Annotated in this window: 17 protein-coding genes and 1 pseudogene; 5 read left to right on the forward strand and 13 right to left on the reverse strand. The window is 35.9% G+C overall.

Annotated elements, in window-relative coordinates; all coding sequences use genetic code 11:
* Positions 1-526 precede the first annotated feature (526 nt).
* On the forward strand, positions 527-1,411 hold the full coding sequence (locus ACFFIS_RS00260; protein WP_320380126.1) for a LysR family transcriptional regulator: 885 nt from the start codon (positions 527-529) through the stop codon (positions 1,409-1,411).
* Positions 1,412-1,531: 120 nt separating this feature from the next.
* Here ACFFIS_RS00260 and ACFFIS_RS00265 read toward each other — a convergent pair whose 3' ends face one another.
* From ACFFIS_RS00265 to ACFFIS_RS00310, 10 genes are all read right to left on the reverse strand, one after another.
* A complete protein-coding gene (locus tag ACFFIS_RS00265) occupies positions 1,532-2,464 on the reverse strand; it encodes a 2-dehydropantoate 2-reductase (protein ID WP_390185683.1) in 933 nt (310 codons plus the stop codon).
* Positions 2,465-2,491: 27 nt separating this feature from the next.
* Positions 2,492-3,592: a butyrate kinase gene (gene buk / locus ACFFIS_RS00270; protein ID WP_390185684.1), complete on the reverse strand. Its 1,101-nt coding sequence runs from the start codon at positions 3,590-3,592 to the stop codon at positions 2,492-2,494.
* Positions 3,593-4,513 carry a phosphate acyltransferase gene (locus ACFFIS_RS00275; protein ID WP_390185685.1) on the reverse strand — a complete coding sequence of 307 codons (921 nt, stop codon included), beginning with the start codon at positions 4,511-4,513 and terminating at the stop codon, positions 3,593-3,595.
* 17 nt (positions 4,514-4,530) lie between these two features.
* Positions 4,531-5,586, reverse strand: a complete 1,056-nt coding sequence (locus ACFFIS_RS00280) for a PTS sugar transporter subunit IIC (RefSeq protein WP_320380135.1) — start codon at positions 5,584-5,586, stop codon at positions 4,531-4,533.
* Positions 5,587-5,779: 193 nt separating this feature from the next.
* A complete protein-coding gene (lpdA, locus tag ACFFIS_RS00285; protein WP_390185686.1) occupies positions 5,780-7,192 on the reverse strand; it encodes a dihydrolipoyl dehydrogenase in 1,413 nt (470 codons plus the stop codon).
* 9 nt (positions 7,193-7,201) lie between these two features.
* Positions 7,202-8,518 (reverse strand): dihydrolipoamide acetyltransferase family protein, encoded by a 1,317-nt coding sequence (locus ACFFIS_RS00290; protein WP_320380136.1) that lies wholly within the window; start codon positions 8,516-8,518, stop codon positions 7,202-7,204.
* Positions 8,519-8,538: 20 nt separating this feature from the next.
* Positions 8,539-9,513, reverse strand: coding sequence for an alpha-ketoacid dehydrogenase subunit beta (locus ACFFIS_RS00295; RefSeq protein WP_320380137.1), 975 nt, complete (start codon positions 9,511-9,513; stop codon positions 8,539-8,541).
* Positions 9,506-10,624, reverse strand: a complete 1,119-nt coding sequence (gene pdhA / locus ACFFIS_RS00300) for a pyruvate dehydrogenase (acetyl-transferring) E1 component subunit alpha (protein ID WP_390185688.1) — start codon at positions 10,622-10,624, stop codon at positions 9,506-9,508. Before pdhA ends, ACFFIS_RS00295 begins: the two co-directional genes overlap by 8 nt.
* Before the next feature lie 744 nt (positions 10,625-11,368).
* A complete protein-coding gene (locus tag ACFFIS_RS00305; RefSeq protein ID WP_320380140.1) occupies positions 11,369-11,809 on the reverse strand; it encodes a cell wall hydrolase in 441 nt (146 codons plus the stop codon).
* Positions 11,810-12,039: 230 nt separating this feature from the next.
* Complete coding sequence (locus ACFFIS_RS00310) at positions 12,040-12,801, reverse strand: MBL fold metallo-hydrolase (RefSeq protein WP_320380142.1); 762 nt, start codon at positions 12,799-12,801, stop codon at positions 12,040-12,042.
* Positions 12,802-12,928: 127 nt separating this feature from the next.
* On the opposite strand from ACFFIS_RS00310, the gene ACFFIS_RS00315 reads away from it, so the two are divergent.
* The 3 genes from ACFFIS_RS00315 (at position 12,929) to ACFFIS_RS00325 (ending at position 14,586) form a co-directional block, all read left to right on the forward strand.
* Positions 12,929-13,339: an Lrp/AsnC family transcriptional regulator gene (locus ACFFIS_RS00315; protein ID WP_390185690.1), complete on the forward strand. Its 411-nt coding sequence runs from the start codon at positions 12,929-12,931 to the stop codon at positions 13,337-13,339.
* A 133-nt stretch (positions 13,340-13,472) separates the two neighbouring features.
* Positions 13,473-14,033, forward strand: a complete 561-nt coding sequence (locus tag ACFFIS_RS00320) for a class I SAM-dependent methyltransferase (RefSeq protein WP_390185691.1) — start codon at positions 13,473-13,475, stop codon at positions 14,031-14,033.
* A 175-nt stretch (positions 14,034-14,208) separates the two neighbouring features.
* Positions 14,209-14,586: an iron chaperone gene (locus ACFFIS_RS00325; RefSeq protein WP_320380143.1), complete on the forward strand. Its 378-nt coding sequence runs from the start codon at positions 14,209-14,211 to the stop codon at positions 14,584-14,586.
* Positions 14,587-14,857: 271 nt separating this feature from the next.
* On the opposite strand, the gene ACFFIS_RS00330 is transcribed toward ACFFIS_RS00325, so the two are convergent.
* A complete protein-coding gene (locus tag ACFFIS_RS00330; RefSeq protein WP_320380144.1) occupies positions 14,858-15,760 on the reverse strand; it encodes a ParB/RepB/Spo0J family partition protein in 903 nt (300 codons plus the stop codon).
* Between the two features lie 317 nt (positions 15,761-16,077).
* Between ACFFIS_RS00330 and tagD the strand changes: the two genes are divergently transcribed.
* The gene (tagD, locus tag ACFFIS_RS00335; RefSeq protein WP_320380629.1) at positions 16,078-16,482 is read left to right on the forward strand and encodes a glycerol-3-phosphate cytidylyltransferase; all 405 of its coding nucleotides are present in this window, start codon (positions 16,078-16,080) and stop codon (positions 16,480-16,482) included.
* 107 nt (positions 16,483-16,589) lie between these two features.
* Here tagD and ACFFIS_RS00340 read toward each other — a convergent pair.
* Positions 16,590-16,724, reverse strand: a pseudogene (locus tag ACFFIS_RS00340) (hypothetical protein); the annotation flags it as partial.
* A gap of 63 nt (positions 16,725-16,787) precedes the next feature.
* Positions 16,788-18,431: a teichoic acids export ABC transporter ATP-binding subunit TagH gene (gene tagH / locus ACFFIS_RS00345; protein ID WP_390185692.1), complete on the reverse strand. Its 1,644-nt coding sequence runs from the start codon at positions 18,429-18,431 to the stop codon at positions 16,788-16,790.
* Positions 18,432-18,978 lie beyond the last annotated feature (547 nt).

Consider the following 18,978-nt stretch of genomic DNA (forward strand, 5'->3'; position numbering starts at 1 on the left):
TGCGCCAATAAGGAAACCGCTTACTTTTCATCATTATAAAGCTTAAGAAACAAAAAGGCAACACAAAATTCCGAAAAATCCATCAGTCCATGGAAATCGGTTTCTCTATGGATGCTTTAAACAAACATAATGGTTGTTCATTACTTCACTTTTATCGTTTTTCCTGGACTTTTATTTCCTGCTTTGTCTAACGCGATAACTTTAATTGCGATAAAGCAAATCGATGAAACATGAGAACCGTCCCCACGAGTCACAACAGCAAATCAACTTTTTATATTGTGATACAGCAAATTCGATGAAACACGAGAACCGTCCCCATGTTTCACCTGTGTTTCATTTCTTTCCGAATTTTTTATGAACGATGGGGTTTTGTCTAATAATGCGCTTTCATATTTATTATAATGGTGGTAGGGTGAATTAACTTTGGATGCTATGGTTACCATGATGTAACTTAATAGATTGGATTTAGATATGATATGGAACTAATTGATTAAAAATGTCCTAGACAAAGAAAGGTTGACGACTCATGGAGCTTCGCCAATTAAGATATTTTATTACCATTGCTAATACAAAAAATTATTCAACAGCTGCAAAAAGCCTCTTTGTTACGCAGCCCACCTTAAGCTGGAATATACAAAAATTAGAGGAAGAGTTAAACACCCAGTTATTCCTTCAAACTGATCAGGGGTTAAAGTTAACGAAGCCTGGGGAACTACTTTATGACGAAGGTCAAAATATCATTACCAGCATGGATAATGTCGTGGATCAAATTAAACAAATGAATAAACAAGGCAATAAAATGTTGAAAGTAGGTATCACTGTTCTATTTGCGATTCAATATATGGAACAAATTATTAAATTCACATCCGTTCACCCAAATGTAGAGCTAACCTTTATCCAAAGAGGGTCAGTTGATTTACAAAGAAAACTTGCTCATAAAGAAATAGATATTGGATTAGTTTCATTTCCAATTTACGAACCAAATATTATCATTGAAAGTTTAAATACATCACACCCAGACTACTCTGTTGATGTTGTATTACCATTTGATCATCCATTAGCAAAAAATAAATCTATTAAAATTTCTGACTTAAAAGAACACCCGATTTGCGCTTTTTCAACAAACTATGTTCTTGGAAAAGTTATTCGTGAACGGTGTCAAGAAAATGGATTTGAACCAAATATTATATTTACAAACGATAATTGGGAAGTTTTATTACACAATACGCTTTTAACTAATGGGATGACACTCATGCCTCGCGCATTCAAACGACTAAGTAATTTCATTAACTTGAAATGGATTCCATTCGATGATAAAGCAAATGATTTTCAAATCGGTATTGCTAGGAGAAAAAATGAACATTTAAGTGATTCAGCCGTTCAATTTATAAATTATATGAAACAAAATTAACGCGTTTACACGTAAAGTACTTTATTCTTTACGATTTAAAAATAATCAATCTAAAAAACCTAAGACTCCTTAAAATGTCCTTTCCATCAGGTACATTGCTAGGAATCTTAGGTTTTTATTTTAATGTACAGATAATATTTCTTCTTTAGCATGGATTAACTGTGTTATGAGACGATTATAAGGTGCATCAAATCCAAATCCTTCCGACATGCGGGCAACAGCACCATTTAAAAAGTCAACTTCTGTTGGACGATGATTTTGCATCAGATCTTGATGCATAGATGGATGGTGACTCCCCACTTTCCTTGCTGATTCTAAAATATATTGCACCATCTCATCTTCATCTAGTAATGTATCCTTTTCTTTTGCAACTTTTACAAATTCCCTCACAATGTGGCGGATAACCGTTTCAGCCTGGGCAGTTGCTTCAAATTCAGCCAAATTACAGTCAAGTAAAGCACAAGTTGCATTCATTGCACCATTTACACATGCTTTTCTCCAGATTGAGAATTTTACATCTGTACTATAATTCGTATTGATGCCGGCTTCATTCATTACTTGGACAATATTGCGTGCAATTTTTTCTTGTTCTTCACCGTGCACAAAGTTTTGAATTTCAGTTAATCCTGCTCCAGAAAAAGCTACATGTCCAGGGCCTGCTAAACCAGATGTCAATATCGTTACACCCATGAAAATATTTTCAAGCGGTAGATAGTTTTTTAACACATCTTCATGGCCAATACCATTTAATAAACTAATTACACTTGTATGTGGGCCCAAGATAGGTTGAATATCTTCTAACATTTCACCAAGACCCATCGATTTTGTAAACATGAAAACAATATCTACTTGATCGCGTACTTCATTTGGGTAATAAATGGGAATCTGAACAACATGTTTGTCTTCACCATCTTCCACAATTAACCCTTTGGTACGAACGTTATTGATATGTTCTTTCCATTTATCAATTAAAATAACATCGTTTCCCGCTTGATGAAGCATGTAACCAAAACGGCTCCCTAATGCTCCAGATCCTGCAATAGCAATTTTCATTATCTTCACCTTCAATTATTCAATTTACTATGCATTTACCATTGTTTCTTTACGATAGCCTTGAAATTTCTGCGCTTCTTCTTCTCCACGTAATACACGTCTCGCACCTTTAGCAAGTGCTAACAATTCCGCTTCGCCTGGCACGAAATAGACAGGTGCAAGGAAGGAAGTTCTTTCTTTTACTAAATCAGTTATCATTTTAGAATGGGCGAGTCCTCCAGTTAAAATAATACCGTCGACTTCCCCATATAAAACTGTAGCTAATTCACCGATTGTTTTCGCGATTTGATATGCCATCGCTTCTAAAACAAGTCTCGCTTTTTCATCTCCATTATTTGCCCTTTCTTCCACAATCCGCGCATCATTCGTACCAAAATAGGAAACAAGTCCAGCACGTTTACGCACGAGGTCAGTCATTTCTTTTTGCGTATATTCGTAACACATTGGAATCACTTCCTTAATTGGAAGTCCCCCTGATCGTTCCGTAGAAAATAGGCCTTCATCATCAGAAATCAAATCAATCATTCTTCCATATTTATGAACACTGGCAGAGCTTCCCCCACCAATATGTGCGACAATTAAGTTACTCTCCTCATATGGCTTTTTTAATTCCTCTTCAGCTATTTGCATACATACCGCACGCATGTTTAATACGTGACCGATACTTTTACGTTCGATTTCAGCTACACCAGAAATACGTGCAATATCATCCATTTGATCGACTGTTACTGGATCATAAATATAAGCTTCACAATTTGTCGCACCAAATTTTTCAGCAATCCCTCTAGCTAAGCTTGCACCTAAGTTAGAAGCATGTTCCAAGACCGGATGATATGTTAAACAATCAATAATTGCATCGTCAACAACATATGCCCCGGCATTAACTGGCGGAAGTAAACCACCACGCCCTACAGCCGCATCTAAAGAACCTTTTGACATATGATTGCTTTCTAACCAATCGACAATATCTTTAAAACGAAAATCATATTGTTCCATTATGGAGTCATATTTCGCAATTTCATCATACGCATACGTAAATTCTTTTTTAAAAATTAACGTATCATTTTCAAAATAGCCTATTTTAGTTGATGTAGCGCCAGGGTTAATCGCAATCACACGATCCACCATTTAAAACTCTCCCTTCCCTACTTGTGCGTGACTAATTTGTAATGCTAATAAAAGAGAATATTTTTTCTCAGCAGCAGAAGAACTTCTGGATGTTAATACAATTGGCACTTGCGCCCCTAAGATGACACCTGCCATTGCTCCATTCGCGAGTAAAAGCATACTTTTTGATAACGTATTTCCAGCCACAACATCTGACGCAATTAAAACATCAGCATCTCCTTGAATTCTTCCGGCATATCCCTTTTCACGCGCAATAGATGAATTGATAGCCAAATCTAAAGAGATTGGACCTTCTACAATACATGTTTCATCATCTTCAAAACGTCTTGTAAGTTCTGCCGCATCTGTTGATGTTTGTAGTTTTGGTTGCACGACTTCTGTTGCAGATAGAACAGCAAATTTTGGTTTTTCATAACCAAGTGATTGCATTACCTCTAGGGCATTTTGGATAATTGCTTCCTTTTGATCAACGTGGGGCGTTAATAACATCCCACCGTCTGTAACTCCAAGTAATTTCGAATAAGCCGGTACGTCAATTAGAGCTAAATGAGAAAGAACCGCCTTTTTTCTAATTCCAGTTTCACGATTAACGACCTGTTTCAATAATGTGCCTGTTTGAAGATTTCCTTTCATAATGAAATCAACTTTATGTTCCCTTACTAATTCCACACCCTTAAAGGCGGCCGCTTCATCTGAAGCAACATCGATAATATGATAATGAGCATCTTGTATATCCATTTCTTTTATTAATTGTTCTAAAGCTGATTGATCATCGATAAGATATGGCATGACGATACCTTGATTTGCAAGTTCAAAAATACTTTCCAACGAATGTGCGCTAGCTGCTTTTACGACAGCTACCTTTTTAGGCGCCTCTATTTTTGCTATTTGATGTTCTAATGCTTGGAAATCTCGTAACATGCTGTAAAAGCCTCCTGTTATTCTACATTGAGTTTATAATCATCCGGTGAAATAATTTTCCATACTCTCGTAAATAAGTAGTTAAAAAATATACCTAGCCCGATTGGTGCAATTACAAATACAAAAATCGTAATGAGTATATTTACAAAGGACCATCCACCTGCTGCTAAGTTTAAGTGGTTAACTGGTCCTACAAGCCCACTAAATCCAAAGCCTGCACTCATTGGTGTTCCTTGTATTTTAAATATGGCAGCTAATACACCTAATACAGCCGCATTACAAATGATTGGTAACATAATTTTTGGCTTGGCAAATACGTTTGGCATCGACATTTTTGGAGAACCAATAAAATGAGCCAATGATGTACCGATAGAATTCACTCTCCAACCTGCTATTGCTAAACCAAATCCTGCAGCTACTACGCCTAAGTTTCCGGCACCTGATCCAATTCCAGCTAAAGAAACTGCTAAGGCAATTCCTACTGTTGTAATCGGCGTTGTAATAAGAATTGAGAAAAGAATTGCGATTAAAATACTCATTAAAATAGGTTGTAATGTAAGCAACTGCGAAACAAAATGACCGATAATTGTTGTAATATAGCCAACATAAGGTAATAGCGCATAACCTATACCACCGCCAACAACTAATAAGATTGGGGGGATTAAAATAATACTGTAGCTTTTTAGACGACTTCCTAGTAATAAAATAATTCCTGCTCCAATGGCTCCGGTAAATACCATGTTAATGACGTCACCCGTTCCCGCCATCGTAAGTGCATCGCCTGAAAAACTAACCGCTCCGCCACCTACTAAAACAGCTAGTCCAAGTGACCCCGACTGAATCGGTGTAAACTTAAACTGGTAACCAATCAATACACCCACAACAAGACCTAAAACGGAATTTGCCATTGACGTAACATCTAAAACAAATTGACCTTGTGGAAAAATCGGCAATAAAGCTTTAAATAATTCACCTAATAACGCACCAGGGATCAAAGCCAAAACTGTCCCAATTGCTATCCCATTTAATACATTCATCGAAAACTTTTTAGCTGTCATTTTTTCTGTTTCCATAAAAATTCTCCTCGTTAATTTTATAGTTATGACCCTACTTGCTCATAATTTCACAATAAAGCGGATCACACTTTTAAAAAACCTAACTAGATTAAATCGAAACTAAATAAATGAATAGAAGGGCTTTATCCAAATATATATATTGTCATATTCATTTGATAAAGCCCTATTTTTTAAGACAACTAGTTAAAACTTAAATGTGGATTGGCATCCCTAGTGCTAGTTCAGCTGCATCCATCACACTTTCACCTAATGAAGGATGGCTATGAATCGTTAATGTAACATCCTCAGCAGTTAAACCATTTTCAATTGCTAAACCGAGCTCTGCAATCATGTCACTTGCACCAACACCAGCCACTTGTGCTCCCAATAATGTGCCGTTTTCCTTTTCCGTAATGAGGCGAACAAATCCTTCTGTCTTGTTTAAGGATAGTGCTCTACCATTACCGGCAAGAGGAAATTTACTTTCTTTTACGTCATATCCTAATTCTTTTGCTTCTTTTTTCGTGTATCCAACTGTTGCTAATTCAGGTTCTGTAAAACAGACTGCCGGCATTGATAAATAATCTACCGCTGCACCCTTACTTCCACTTATCGCTTCCGCAGCAACTTTTGCTTCATAACTCGCCTTATGTGCAAGTGCTGCACCTGGAACAATATCACCAATTGCAAAGATGTTCTTTTTATTTGTACGGCCTTGCTCATCTACTTCGATAAGTCCCTTTTCATTTTTATTAATTCCAGCAATCTCTAAACCGAGATCATCTGTATTAGGTCTACGTCCAACAGCAACGAGTACGTAATCCGACTCAATTGTCGCTTCTTTATCTTTCACATGATACGTGATGGTCACTTTTTTCTCTGTTTGCTTCACTGATTTCGCCATTGCTTCCGTTATGATCGTAACGTTTTTAGATTTCAAATTACCTTCCACTAATTTCACCATATCTTTTTCAAACCCAGGCAAAATCTGTTTTGAACCTTCTAAAACTGTCACTTCCGTACCAAAATTAGCATACACACCAGCAAGCTCCATCCCGATATAACCACCACCGATGACTGTTAACTTTTTAGGAATTTCTTGTAAATTTAACGCACCAGTTGAATCAATCACACGCTTTTCAAATTTAAAACCTTTTAATTCAATAGGACGACTTCCTGTTGCAATAATTGCATGCTTAAAGTTATACGTCTGACCTGTATCATCATCAAACATGACACGTAATGTTTCGCCATCGATAAAATGTGCTTCTCCCTTTATAATCTCAACCTTATTTTTCTTAAGAAGCATTTCCACACCTTTTGTTAGTGTTGAAACAACTTGTTTATCTTTCCAATCTTGTGTTTCCTTAAAATTAACTGTTGTTTCTTTTGAATGAATACCTAATATTGTAGAATCTAAGGAATCTTGATATTGTTGGCTTGCATGAATTAAAGCTTTGGAAGGAATGCATCCTACATTCAAACATACGCCACCAATATGCTTTTTCTCGATAATGGTTACTTTCTGGCCGAGCTGTGCAGCTCTAATCGCTGCAACATACCCCCCCGGCCCAGAACCTACGACAACTGTTTCTAATTCTTCAGCAAAATCTCCTACTACCATGCGTGTTCATCACCCTTCTACAAAAAGTAATTCCGGATCAGCTAAATACTTTTTCAAGTCGTTGATTGCTCTTTGTGCTGTACCGCCATCAATAATACGATGGTCAAAGCCAAATGATAGTTTCAACATCGGTGCAACAATGATTTGTTTATTTTCATCAGGAATCACTTCATCTTCAATTCTGCCAACTCCAAGAATCGCAACTTCTGGCTGATTAATAATTGGCGTTGACCATACACCGCTAGTTGCAAGTGCACCAACATTTGTAATCGTCATTGAACTATTTTTCATATCTGCGCTTGTCAATGTTCCATTCATTGCTTTCTCCGTATTTACAGTAAGATCTTCTGCAATTTGGAATAAGCTCTTTCTATCTGTGTGATGGATAACTGGAACAAATAAGCCTTTATCTGTGTCCGTAGCAATTCCAACATTAATATAATTCTTGTAAACTATCTCATCATTTTTTTCGTCGATTGAAGCATTTAAATCAGGATATCGAGCTAAAATTGCTGTGAGTGCTTTAACAAAATAAGCAGTATACGTAAGTTTGATACCACGCTCTTTGGCGATTAGTTTGAAACGGTCACGATGTTCAACAAGTTTTGTTACATTGACTCGATCTAAAACCGTGACATGCGGAGACCGCGCTTTACTATTCACCATCGCATTAGCAATAGCTTTACGAGTTGGCGTCATTTTCACTCTACGTTCTTGTTCTGTTGTGACGACTTGTTCCGTCGTAACTGCTTGTGCTGGAGCAGTTTCTTTTTCAACTACTTTTTCTTCCGTAACTTGTTGTATCCCACCTGTAGCTAAGAAACGGTCAATATCTTCACGTGTGACACGATTATTTTTTCCTGTAGCTGGAACAATTCTAATATCTACATCTTTTTCACGTGCATATTTTCTTACAGCCGGAATTGCAATCATTCTAATATCAATATCTGAATCCGCGTGACTAACAGCTGGTTTTGATGTTGTTGTTTCTTTTTCAGGAAGCTCTCCAGTTGGATTCAAATGCTCAACATCTTCATGCTCGATTGCAACTGTATCCATGCCACGTTCTTTGACGACACTACTATCATCGGAAACTTCAATTTCAACAATAGCTTCCCCTACTTTAGGCACATCGCCTTCAGCAAATAATAGCTTTTTAACGACACCTGACACGGGGGAAGGAAGAGCAACTACTGCTTTGTCGCTCTGTATTTCCACTAATGTGTCATCTGCTTGCACCGTATCACCAGGCTTTACTTCCCAGCTCACGATTTCACTTTCGTGTATACCTTCACCACTATCCGGTAATATAAATGAATAAATCACTTGACATCCTCCTCTTCATTCTAAAATTCGTATACTTCTTTCACTTTTTTAACGATATCCTCTGAATTAGGTAACCAGTCTGCTTCCGCATCACCAAATGGAAATACAGAGTCTGGCGCTGTTACGCGGGAAATTGGTGCTTCTAAATACATAAATGCTCGTTCACCTATCTCAGACATAAGTTGTCCTGTTATCCCGGCTTGACGTTGCGCTTCTTGGGTTACAACAACTCGACCTGTTTTCTTAACTGATGCAAGAACAGTTTCCATATCAATTGGTGCGATTGTTCTCAAATCAACGACTTCAACTGAAATGTCACCTTCTAACTTTTTAGCTGCCTTAAGCGCTTCTGTCACCATGAGGCCGTAACCGATAACCGTTACATCAGCACCCTCACGAGCGATTGCTGCTTTATCCAATGGCACGCGATATGCTTCATTAGGTATATCTTGTTTAATAGAACGATAGAGTTTCAAATGCTCTAGGAAAATAACTGGATCATTACTTTCAATTGCTGAAATCAACAACCCTTTCGCATCATACGGATTACTTGGCACAACAATTCTTAACCCAGGAATTTGCGCTAAAAGCCCTTCTAAACTATCAGAGTGCAGTTCCGGTGTATGCACTCCACCACCGTAAGGAGCACGTATCGTAATAGGCATGCTTCTTGTACCAGCCATACGGTATCTCATCCGTGAAAATTGTGCGACTACTGGTGACATTGCTTCCAAAATAAATCCTAAAAATTGAATTTCTGGAACTGGTCTGAATCCCTCTGTTGCTAGACCGACAGACATTCCTAAAATTCCTGATTCAGCAAGTGGTGTGTCAAACACACGCTTATCGCCGTGTTTAGCTTGTAGACCATCCGTTACACGGAACACACCACCATTTGCTCCAATGTCTTGCCCATACAGTAAAACATTTTTATCGTTTGCTAATTTATAATCCAAAGCGTCATTAATCGCTTGTACAATTGTTTTTTCACTCATCTTTAGACATCTCCCTTTCTTCGTATTCAGCAATTTGTTCTTGAATATTTTGAGGAGAAACTTCATACATATTTCTCAAGAAATCAGATACCTTTTGTTTTTCAACTTGTGCTATCGCCGTAATTGCTTCCTTAATTTCTTGTTCACATGCTTCTACTACTTCATTTTCTTGTTCTTCCGTCCATAAGCCTTTGTTTTCCAAATACTTTCTCATTCGAACGATCGGGTCTTTTTTCTGCCATTCGCCTACTTCTTCTTCCAAACGATAACGAGTCGGATCATCAGACATCGTGTGTGGACCAAAACGATAAGTAAGTGCTTCGATAAGGACAGGTCCTTTGCCAGCCAATGCATGTTCACGTGCTTTAGAAACAGCTGCATACATAGCTAGTGGATCCATTCCATCAACTTGAATACCCGGGATACCAACTGCAACTGCCTTTTGCGCTAATGCCTCCGCATGTGTTTGGCGTTCTACAGGAACCGAAATACCGTATCCGTTATTTTGAATAACCGCAACATAAGGAACGTTATACACACCAGCAAAGTTAATTCCTTCATAAAAATCACCTTGTGAAGATGCGCCATCACCACTTAGAGATAAAACAATTGATTTTTCATTTTTTAATTTCTTACCAAAGGCAACTCCCATTGCATGTGTAATATGTCCACCAACAATAACTTGAGGTGCGTATGCATGAAGATCTTCCGGATACTCGTTACCTTTCATATGACCCTTGTACCATAGGAATGCTTTTTCTACTGGTAAACCATGCATAATGAGTGGTGCCAAATCACGATATGTTCCTGCAAAGAAATCATCTTTACTTAAAGCATATTGTGATGCCAATTGACTTGCTTCTTGTCCACCGCCTGGCGCATAGTTACCTAAAGCACCTTGGCGATTTAGTAAAGTTACTCTTTTATCATAAGTACGACCCCATACAAGCCGTTTCATTAATTCAATTAATTCCTCGTTACTCAATTCTGGTGCAAGCTCTGGGTTCACAATCTCCCCATTTGGTGCTAGAACTTGAAAATAAGGGAAAGCATTCTTATATCCTTTTACAAGTTCTTCAAAGTTAAAAGGACTTTTAGTTTTTTTAGCCATCCTATACATCCCTTTCCATTTTATATTTGTAAATCGTTTAAATAATAATTGGTATTAGCGGCCATTATCGTGATATATGTGAACCGCTTACAACTAAACTGTAACACGCTTTTATTCACTTGGATAATTGATAATTTTTATAGGTCCATAGAAAAAATTAAAACGCTTACACACATGGCTTTACACCACTTTACAAATGGATGTGTGACAGGAATGTGAATGCTTTCCAGCATGAATAGGGGGTTCCTTTGTGGAGAAATTAACATTTTAAGCATAAAAAAAACACAATGAGCAGATCCATTCTACTCATCGTGTTTAAAAAGGGGGCAGTCTCCATTTCCGCTCCCCTTTCAATCATGGGGCAAGTTCAAAAGGGGCTTCCCCCAAACTTATTCATCACTTATTGAACGACCGTTTCCATAAAAGAAGATATTCCTTCTTCTCATTTATTTCCCGGTCAATAGCTGATATACCAATACCAATCTTTTTTGATGTTAGTAATAGCCGAAGAAGTGGTTACTGTTTGTCATCTGTTGATTTCTGTCTTGAATTCCTTAGGTTCATGAGGTGGAAGTAACACCTTCATACGGTTGCAGGCTTGTATAGCTAACAGTGTTAGATGCTTCTACACATGTTTCACCTAGCAAAGCTAAGGCATGAAATACGAAAATTCTCCCTTTCTTCTCCTTTTTTGGGCTGGGGACGGCTCGATGAAACATGAGAACCGTCCCCATGTTTCGTCATTTAGCCCATGTAAACACTATCGCATGTATTTGCCTGTGGTTCATAAAAGCAATGTTGTTTAAATTGACCCGCAAACGGTTGATTGTACCATGTAGGTGGGCATGGAGCATATGGATTAAAATACCAAAGCGCGTAACTGGATGGTTGTTGTCTCCATGAATCCAACGCCCTTTTAGCTAATCTCCTCTCTACATCCCTTGCCCTATTATAAAATACATTCCCTTTTTGCACTGCCTCAAAAGAGTAATTCCCCCCTTGAATTTGAAAGATCACATCCGATATGGATCGTAAATCTTTAAAATCAGCACAATTAGCAACTAATCGGTTTACAATGACATTCCCAACCATCAGCATACCTAGCTGACCTTCCCCCTCAGCCTCGGCACGCATCATTCTCGCCACTAAATCTACATCACTGTCCGTATATGCTACTCTTGCCATTTTTATCACCTCTTAATGATTATATGAAAAATAATTTTTAAGATGATAACGAAGTGGGGAATTATGTATCGTTTTATATGAGCCATCAAAATAAGTTATCCAAAGAAATAATCATAAAACTTTATTCTCTATATAAATAAATTCGAAGTACCTATTTAATCGGCGATGATAAAGAAAATCCTAGGATAAAAAAACAGACAGAGTTATCACATATCTGTCTGTTTCTAATATTAAAATGAATAAGATTCTCCGTCATCTGGTACTGACACATTTGACGAGATTCCTTTTTTGTTAATAAATCTTTTTAATTCTTCTCTAGATAGTCCCCAATGGTTTACTGCTTCCATATGAACAGCAATAATTTTTGCATCCGGGGCAGCTTTGTAGACTTTATATACATCATCTTCATTCATAACGAGTGAACCACCTTCATTGAAATGGTTATCTCCGGCATTGACAACAATTACTTCCGGATTATGAGTATCAATTACTTCTTGGACGGCATCATACCATACAGTATCACCCGCTACATATAATGTTTTCTCACTATCATGTTTGAAGACAACCCCACACACTAAACCAGCAAGCTTTAGAATTTCTCCTCTCCCATGCTCACCTTTTGTTTTCACTAATTGAATACCTTCAAAAACCGTATCCTCTTGTAAAATCTCTACATTTTGGAAACCGGCATTGCGAATTTCTGTGGCATCTGCTTCATTTTGAGAGAATAACTTGATATTCTTTGGTAATACTTCTTTTGCAACTTCATCCCAATGATCATAATGAAGATGCGTTACAATGACTGCATCAATATCTTTCATAATATTATCAATGGAAGTTGGCAAATCAACTAACGGATTATATTGATCGTCTCTTGGTGCATTTGGGAAAGGTGGATAAGTACCTTTTTCCGCAAGCATTGGATCAATTAAAAACTTTTTACCTGCATATTTTACAACGATTGTTGCATTACGAATTTGATCTATATTCATATATAATGAACTCCTTTTTTGTATTTTTCTTTGAACAATGTATAGTTTATACTAAGGACTGTTGTAATTACATGGCTTAAATAAGGTATTTGAGTACTTTTGCTTTATAAATGAAGGAGTTAGACAAATGTTAGATCAAACTGATATGCAAATTTTAGATGAGTTCGCCAAGAATGGGCGAATTACAATGAAAGAACTAGGAGAAAAAGTTCATTTATCAGGGCCAGCCACTTCAGCTAGAGTGGAAAAACTAGAGGAAAGTGGAATTATTGAAGGTTATACCATTCATATTAACCGAGTTAAATTAGGTTGTACGATACTTGCCTTTATTACGATTATTACAGAAAGCATTTCTCATCAACCCTATCTGTCATTCATAAAAACACAAGGGAAATACCTCATAAATAACTATAAAATTAGTGGAGATGGTTGTTACATTCTCGAATGCAAATTCCCCTCTACTGATTTGATGAATCTATTTTTGGAGGAGTTAAATAAATACGCTAACTATAAATTATCGATTGTAATTGATAAATAGCATTGCTTTAAAAACCCATTTAACGGAATAAGTAGGAGATTTAAATGGTGACGTTAAAATAAAAAAATAAGAAGAATTAGATTTACATTCATATAGAAAAGTTAAAGTATATTTTATGATAAAGGAGCAGCATATGGAAAATAATATTTTTAATCAAGTAGCAAAGAGATATGATTCAGAGAAACAAATTGAATTAGCCAAAATTATTGTTGATGAAGTAAGAGCCGCATTACAAAATAGCAAATCAAAGACTTTAATCGACTATGGGAGTGGTACTGGTCTAGTTGGATTAGACGTAGCAAGCCAAGTTAGTTCTGTTTTATTAGTCGATTCGTCAAAAGAAATGCTGGACATTGCCAAAGAAAAGATTTCCCGAAAAGGTATTGCTAATTCAAAAGTGCTTCTTTCAGACTTTACTGAAGCCCCTCCCGAGCTTAAAGCAGACATAGTACTGATGTCCTTAGTGCTTCTTCATATTCCAGATACTAAAAAGATTTTGCAAGTATTATTCCGTATTTTAAATGATGGTGGCAAGTTAATTATTGTTGATTTTGATAAAAACGATCAGGTAAGTCATTCAAAAGTTCTTAATGGTTTTACACACGAAAGTCTTAAAAAAACATTATCCGAAGCTGGGTTCAAATCCACAAAAATAAAAACATTTTATCGTGGGAAGCAAATTTTTATGAATTAGTATGCTTCCATGTTTATAGCTAGCAGCATGAAATCAGTTCTTTAACAATCCTTTGCTTATAAATATAATATTCATTTATCACGCTACCTTAGCAATAAAAGTGAAAATAAGCTTAATGAATAACGATATTTATCGAACGAGCTATTTCTAATTAAATGACCTTAGGAGGCTAATTATGCAATATGAGGCTACAACCCCAAAAGAGTATTTCGCATTACTAGATGATGATTGGAGAAAAGAAAAGCTGCTAATTGTCAGGGGATTTATTATGGAATATGCACCTGAACTTGAAGAAGGCATCCAATACAAAATGCTTTGCTATAGAAGTGGTTCCACTAATGTATTTAGTTTGAATGCACAAAAGTCTTATGTAAGTCTTTACGTAGGTGATATTGAAAAGATTAAAAATGCCCAGGAATTACTTACTGGATTCAATTACGGCAAAGGATGTATACGTATTAAAAAATCAGTTGATTTACATCATAGCAAACTTGAGGATTTTATAAAAAATGCTATTGATACTTGGAAATCCGGTGGGGACATATCTTGTTAGAAGTCATGATAGTGCTTATTCAATCTTACTTTAACTTACCGAAATACCAAATAAGCTGACAAAAGCTATGTGACTCAATTATGTATCACATAGCTTTTGCAAGAACATTCAATACTAAGAAAACTAGAATTCAATAGCTATAGATGTCACAGCTTGAGTAATCAATGGGACACCCACAGCAAATAAACAATATGGAGAGGATCTTAAATTTGGTTTTATAGGAATTGCCCCATTTAATAATAGTCTAAGTTTCAGGACCATCAACAGAAATTTAGTTCGAAGCATTCTCCCAGTCTGAATCCGGGTTATGTAATGTTTGAATTTCCTTTAGTAGATTTCCAATACTTTTGTGTTGGATAGGAGTTAAATTATCAACAAAATATTTATTGCCTAGCGTAAATTCGATAGCCTTCAATTTCTCAATCAAATCATAGTAAACATAAGTATGGCTTTCTTCATCATATCCCGCTGTTAGCCTATATTGATAAACAATATTATTTATTCTATTTCGTTCCGATTTCCTCTCATAAGTAACTTCAGTTAAGCAAGATTTCTCTTGTTTCTTAGGTATACGAGCAAATGCGTCCATTTTTGTAACACGCTTTAATTCCTTCACATCTGCGCCATTGATTTCCTTTTTTAAATACTTTTCTTTAAAAAACTCCTTCTTCTCCTTCGTAATTTTTAATTCATGAAGATCTGTCATAACATGATGACCTACGTTTGCCTTTTTCTGATCCTCTTTCCATTTCGGATCAACATCTAGCCCTCGAATATATTTTTTAATCGTTGGCACGGTCACATTGCATTCACTAGCAATTCGCTTCACTGTATAACCTTTATCTAGTAAGTATTCGATCATATCCTCTACATCAGAAGGTGTGCGCTTTTTTGTATGGAATTCTTCACGTAACCGCTTAATAATTCTCTCTTCCGTTGAAGAATGTTCCTCAATTTGGCAGAGTGCCTCTTGTATCCCCAGATGCTGCAACGCACGAAAACGCCGATGACCATCTACTAAAATATATTTATCATCACACTTTTGTTCTACCATAAGCGCGTTAGTTAAACCATTTCGTTTTATATCCAATTCCAAACCAAGGTCCTCATCATTACTGCGAAATTCATCTTCCAACTCAATTTGGGATAATTTAACTATCTTCAGCCTATACACAGATGAATCACCCATTCCTTTTAGTAAATGGATATTCAGGTGTGTGATTGTCCTATTACAGGAGATAAGTTTATATTTTAATTAGCCCTAATTATTAACGGCAGTCACTTTTATCATTTCTGCTATCTTTTGTACCGGTATCTGACAAACAACAACTTACCAAGAAATGCCACCCTACTTTTTTAGACCATAATACTCATTTTAAACCTATTGTTAATGGCAAACTAAAAAATACGTTTAAATTCTATTTTATTCGTAGTATACTATAGTCATGGCAATTAGAAAAGACACTTTTAATAGAATAGCTGGGGGAAACAATGAATAAAATAATAACATATGGTACGTTTGACTTGCTACACACAGGCCATATAAACTTATTACGTCGTGCAAGAGAACTTGGAGATTATTTAATCGTTGCGATTTCTACAGATGAATTCAATGCAATCAAGGAGAAAAAAGCTTACTATACTTTTGAACAGCGTAAATTAATATTAGAAGCTATACGTTATGTCGATGAAGTAATCCCTGAACATAACTGGGACCAAAAGATCACAGATGTACAAAAACACGATGTCGATACTTTTGTTATTGGTGATGATTGGAAAGGGAAATTTGACTTTCTTAATGATTACTGCAATGTAGTCTACTTACCTAGAACTATTGGAATTTCAACTACTAAAATCAAGAAAGATTTAAATATGGTAGGAGGAGAACGGTTATAATGAACCGCTCTCTTTTTTTATACATACTCAAGCTATTGGTAAACCCGCAAAAAGAAAAACTTTTAAAGGATTGAATATGTTAAAACCAATTAATGTTATTCCCGTATCTACACTATCTTTTCTATCCGAGACATTAGATCACTTTTCAGCTTATCTAGTGATTGCTTGCTCGCTTCCATAGACAACTCTTTTACCCCAAAGTAAAACTTAATTTTCGGCTCTGTACCTGAGGGGCGCAAACAAACTACATAGCGCCCTTCATTCATTAGATTTTAATATATAATGATATTATATTCACCTCCAACTTATTTGGAAAAGGACGCTTTCAAATCATTTATCGTAACTTTTTCAATTACCCCATCTTTCCTTAAATGAATAATATAGTTATATTTCTCACCATGATAAAAAAGTAAATATTTCATTTCTAATTGTGGCTCACCAAATAATTCAATGATCTCATCTTTAGAGGAGGTATTAACTGTATTCGTGAAACCTGTTACAACATCATCAAAAATTTGATATTCCAAACCCCAAACAGGTGAATTCACCGATTGTTCCCCTTTTCCAATAATCTCAAGACGTTCATCTATTGGAATAGATAACTTCTCACCTAGAATAGAAATTTTATCAACATCCGCTACTTCTTCAGATACAGTAGACAGTAGCTTAGAACTTATCCAGCCACCTTCAGATCCTAAATCTTTCCTTTCGATATGAAGCCATTCCATATCGTTCACTTCGTCTATCCTTGTTTCCATAATCTCATATACTCCACCAAAACCAGCAACAGCGACTGCTTCACTTTCTGTACTCGGACCAGAACGTATATAAGCTCTCTCCACGTTAATATACCGATAATCCGGGGCAAGCTCTTCCATTATCTCATCTTCGCCTTTTTCAGTTTCAATTAATTGCCCCTTTGTTTCACTAACTTCTGCACTATCTTCATCATCACTTTGCAAGTTTGCAACTGGTTTTGATTGCTGATTAAAAAACATATCTTTTAAAATATATTCATAACTAAATAAAGCACCAATGATTATGATGAAGCTACATATAAAATAAACCATTGCTTTTTTCCATTTGGTTTTATTACGCTTTTTCTTTACCCTATACTTATATTCAGCAGGTACAGCTTCTTCCACAGTTGGTTGCGAAATTAGCCTACTTCGCTTATCTACAATCATCTCTTGAAACTTCTTCTTTTCTTCTTTTGGCATTGCCTTGTATTCTTTTAAGAAAGCCTCATATTCAGGGACTACTTCTTTAATAGTTCCATATGCTTTAATCATTCCAGCCTCAAGCCAAAGTGCTTTCTCACAAAACTTTTTGACTTGTCCGATGGAGTGACTAATAAAGAAAATCGTTTTTCCACGTTCTTTAAATTCGTTCATCTTATCTAAGCATTTATTGGTAAATGTTTGGTCACCGACTGATAGAGCCTCATCGATAACAAGAATATCTGGATCAATATTAACAGATATAGCAAAACCTAAACGTGATTTCATACCACTCGAATAGTTTTTAACTGGTTGATCAATAAACTTCCCGATATCTGCAAATTCAATAATGCTAGGCATTAATGCAATTGTTTCCTTTTTACTGAATCCGAGCATTAAACATTTTAATTCAATGTTTTCTCTACCAGTAAGTTGACTATCTAAACCAGCATTGATTGCGATAAGCGATGCTTCCCCATTTATTTCTATTTTCCCTGATGTCTCTGGTGCTATTCCAGATATTAAGTTAGAAATAGTAGACTTACCGGCACCATTAACCCCAATAATACCAATTACATCACCTTTATCAGCGGTAAATGTAATATTTTGTAAAGCATAAAAATCCTCTCCAACCTTATCCGAAAAGAGTAGACCCTTTAATTTTTCTTTAGGATTATCATACATCTTGTATTTCTTTGTAACGTTTTTAAAAGATACTGAATGTGTCATAGTAGTCTCCATCTTAATAGTAATTCAATACTAATACTAGTTAATATCTCGATTAATACTATAATATCTATTATAAATATATCAGAAATAAATCAAAGTGATAAGTATGTAATTTTATTATAATTGAACAGCCAGTAACTCGGGCTTTTAAGTTCCCATGTAAATTATACACGTTTATTAATCCTAAATATAAAAGGCCATCACAACCTCACTTGTAATGAGGTATACATGAATGACCTTTTATAAAGAATTCTCCTTGTACTCCTATTTAGCTGATGATAAATGCCATTTCCATGTACCATAAATAATAGTTTGTAAATCTCTAGTGGCTTTTCGACTCCGATATCTTAGTCACACCTCTGTACAAATTCTATTCTAATAAGTTTATATTTTATGATTGCAATATGTTTCCTGAGAATCATAGCAAAATTTTTATGGTACGAATGCTTAACATATAATCTAAATTCTTTAATTAAGACATATTTTGTAACTTCATGATTTTAATATAAATCACATTCAAAAACCAGATATAGATAGCATAAACACC

It is taken from the genome of Paracerasibacillus soli (genome assembly GCF_042432965.1).
Classification (GTDB): Bacteria; Bacillota; Bacilli; order Bacillales; family Amphibacillaceae; genus Paracerasibacillus; species Paracerasibacillus soli.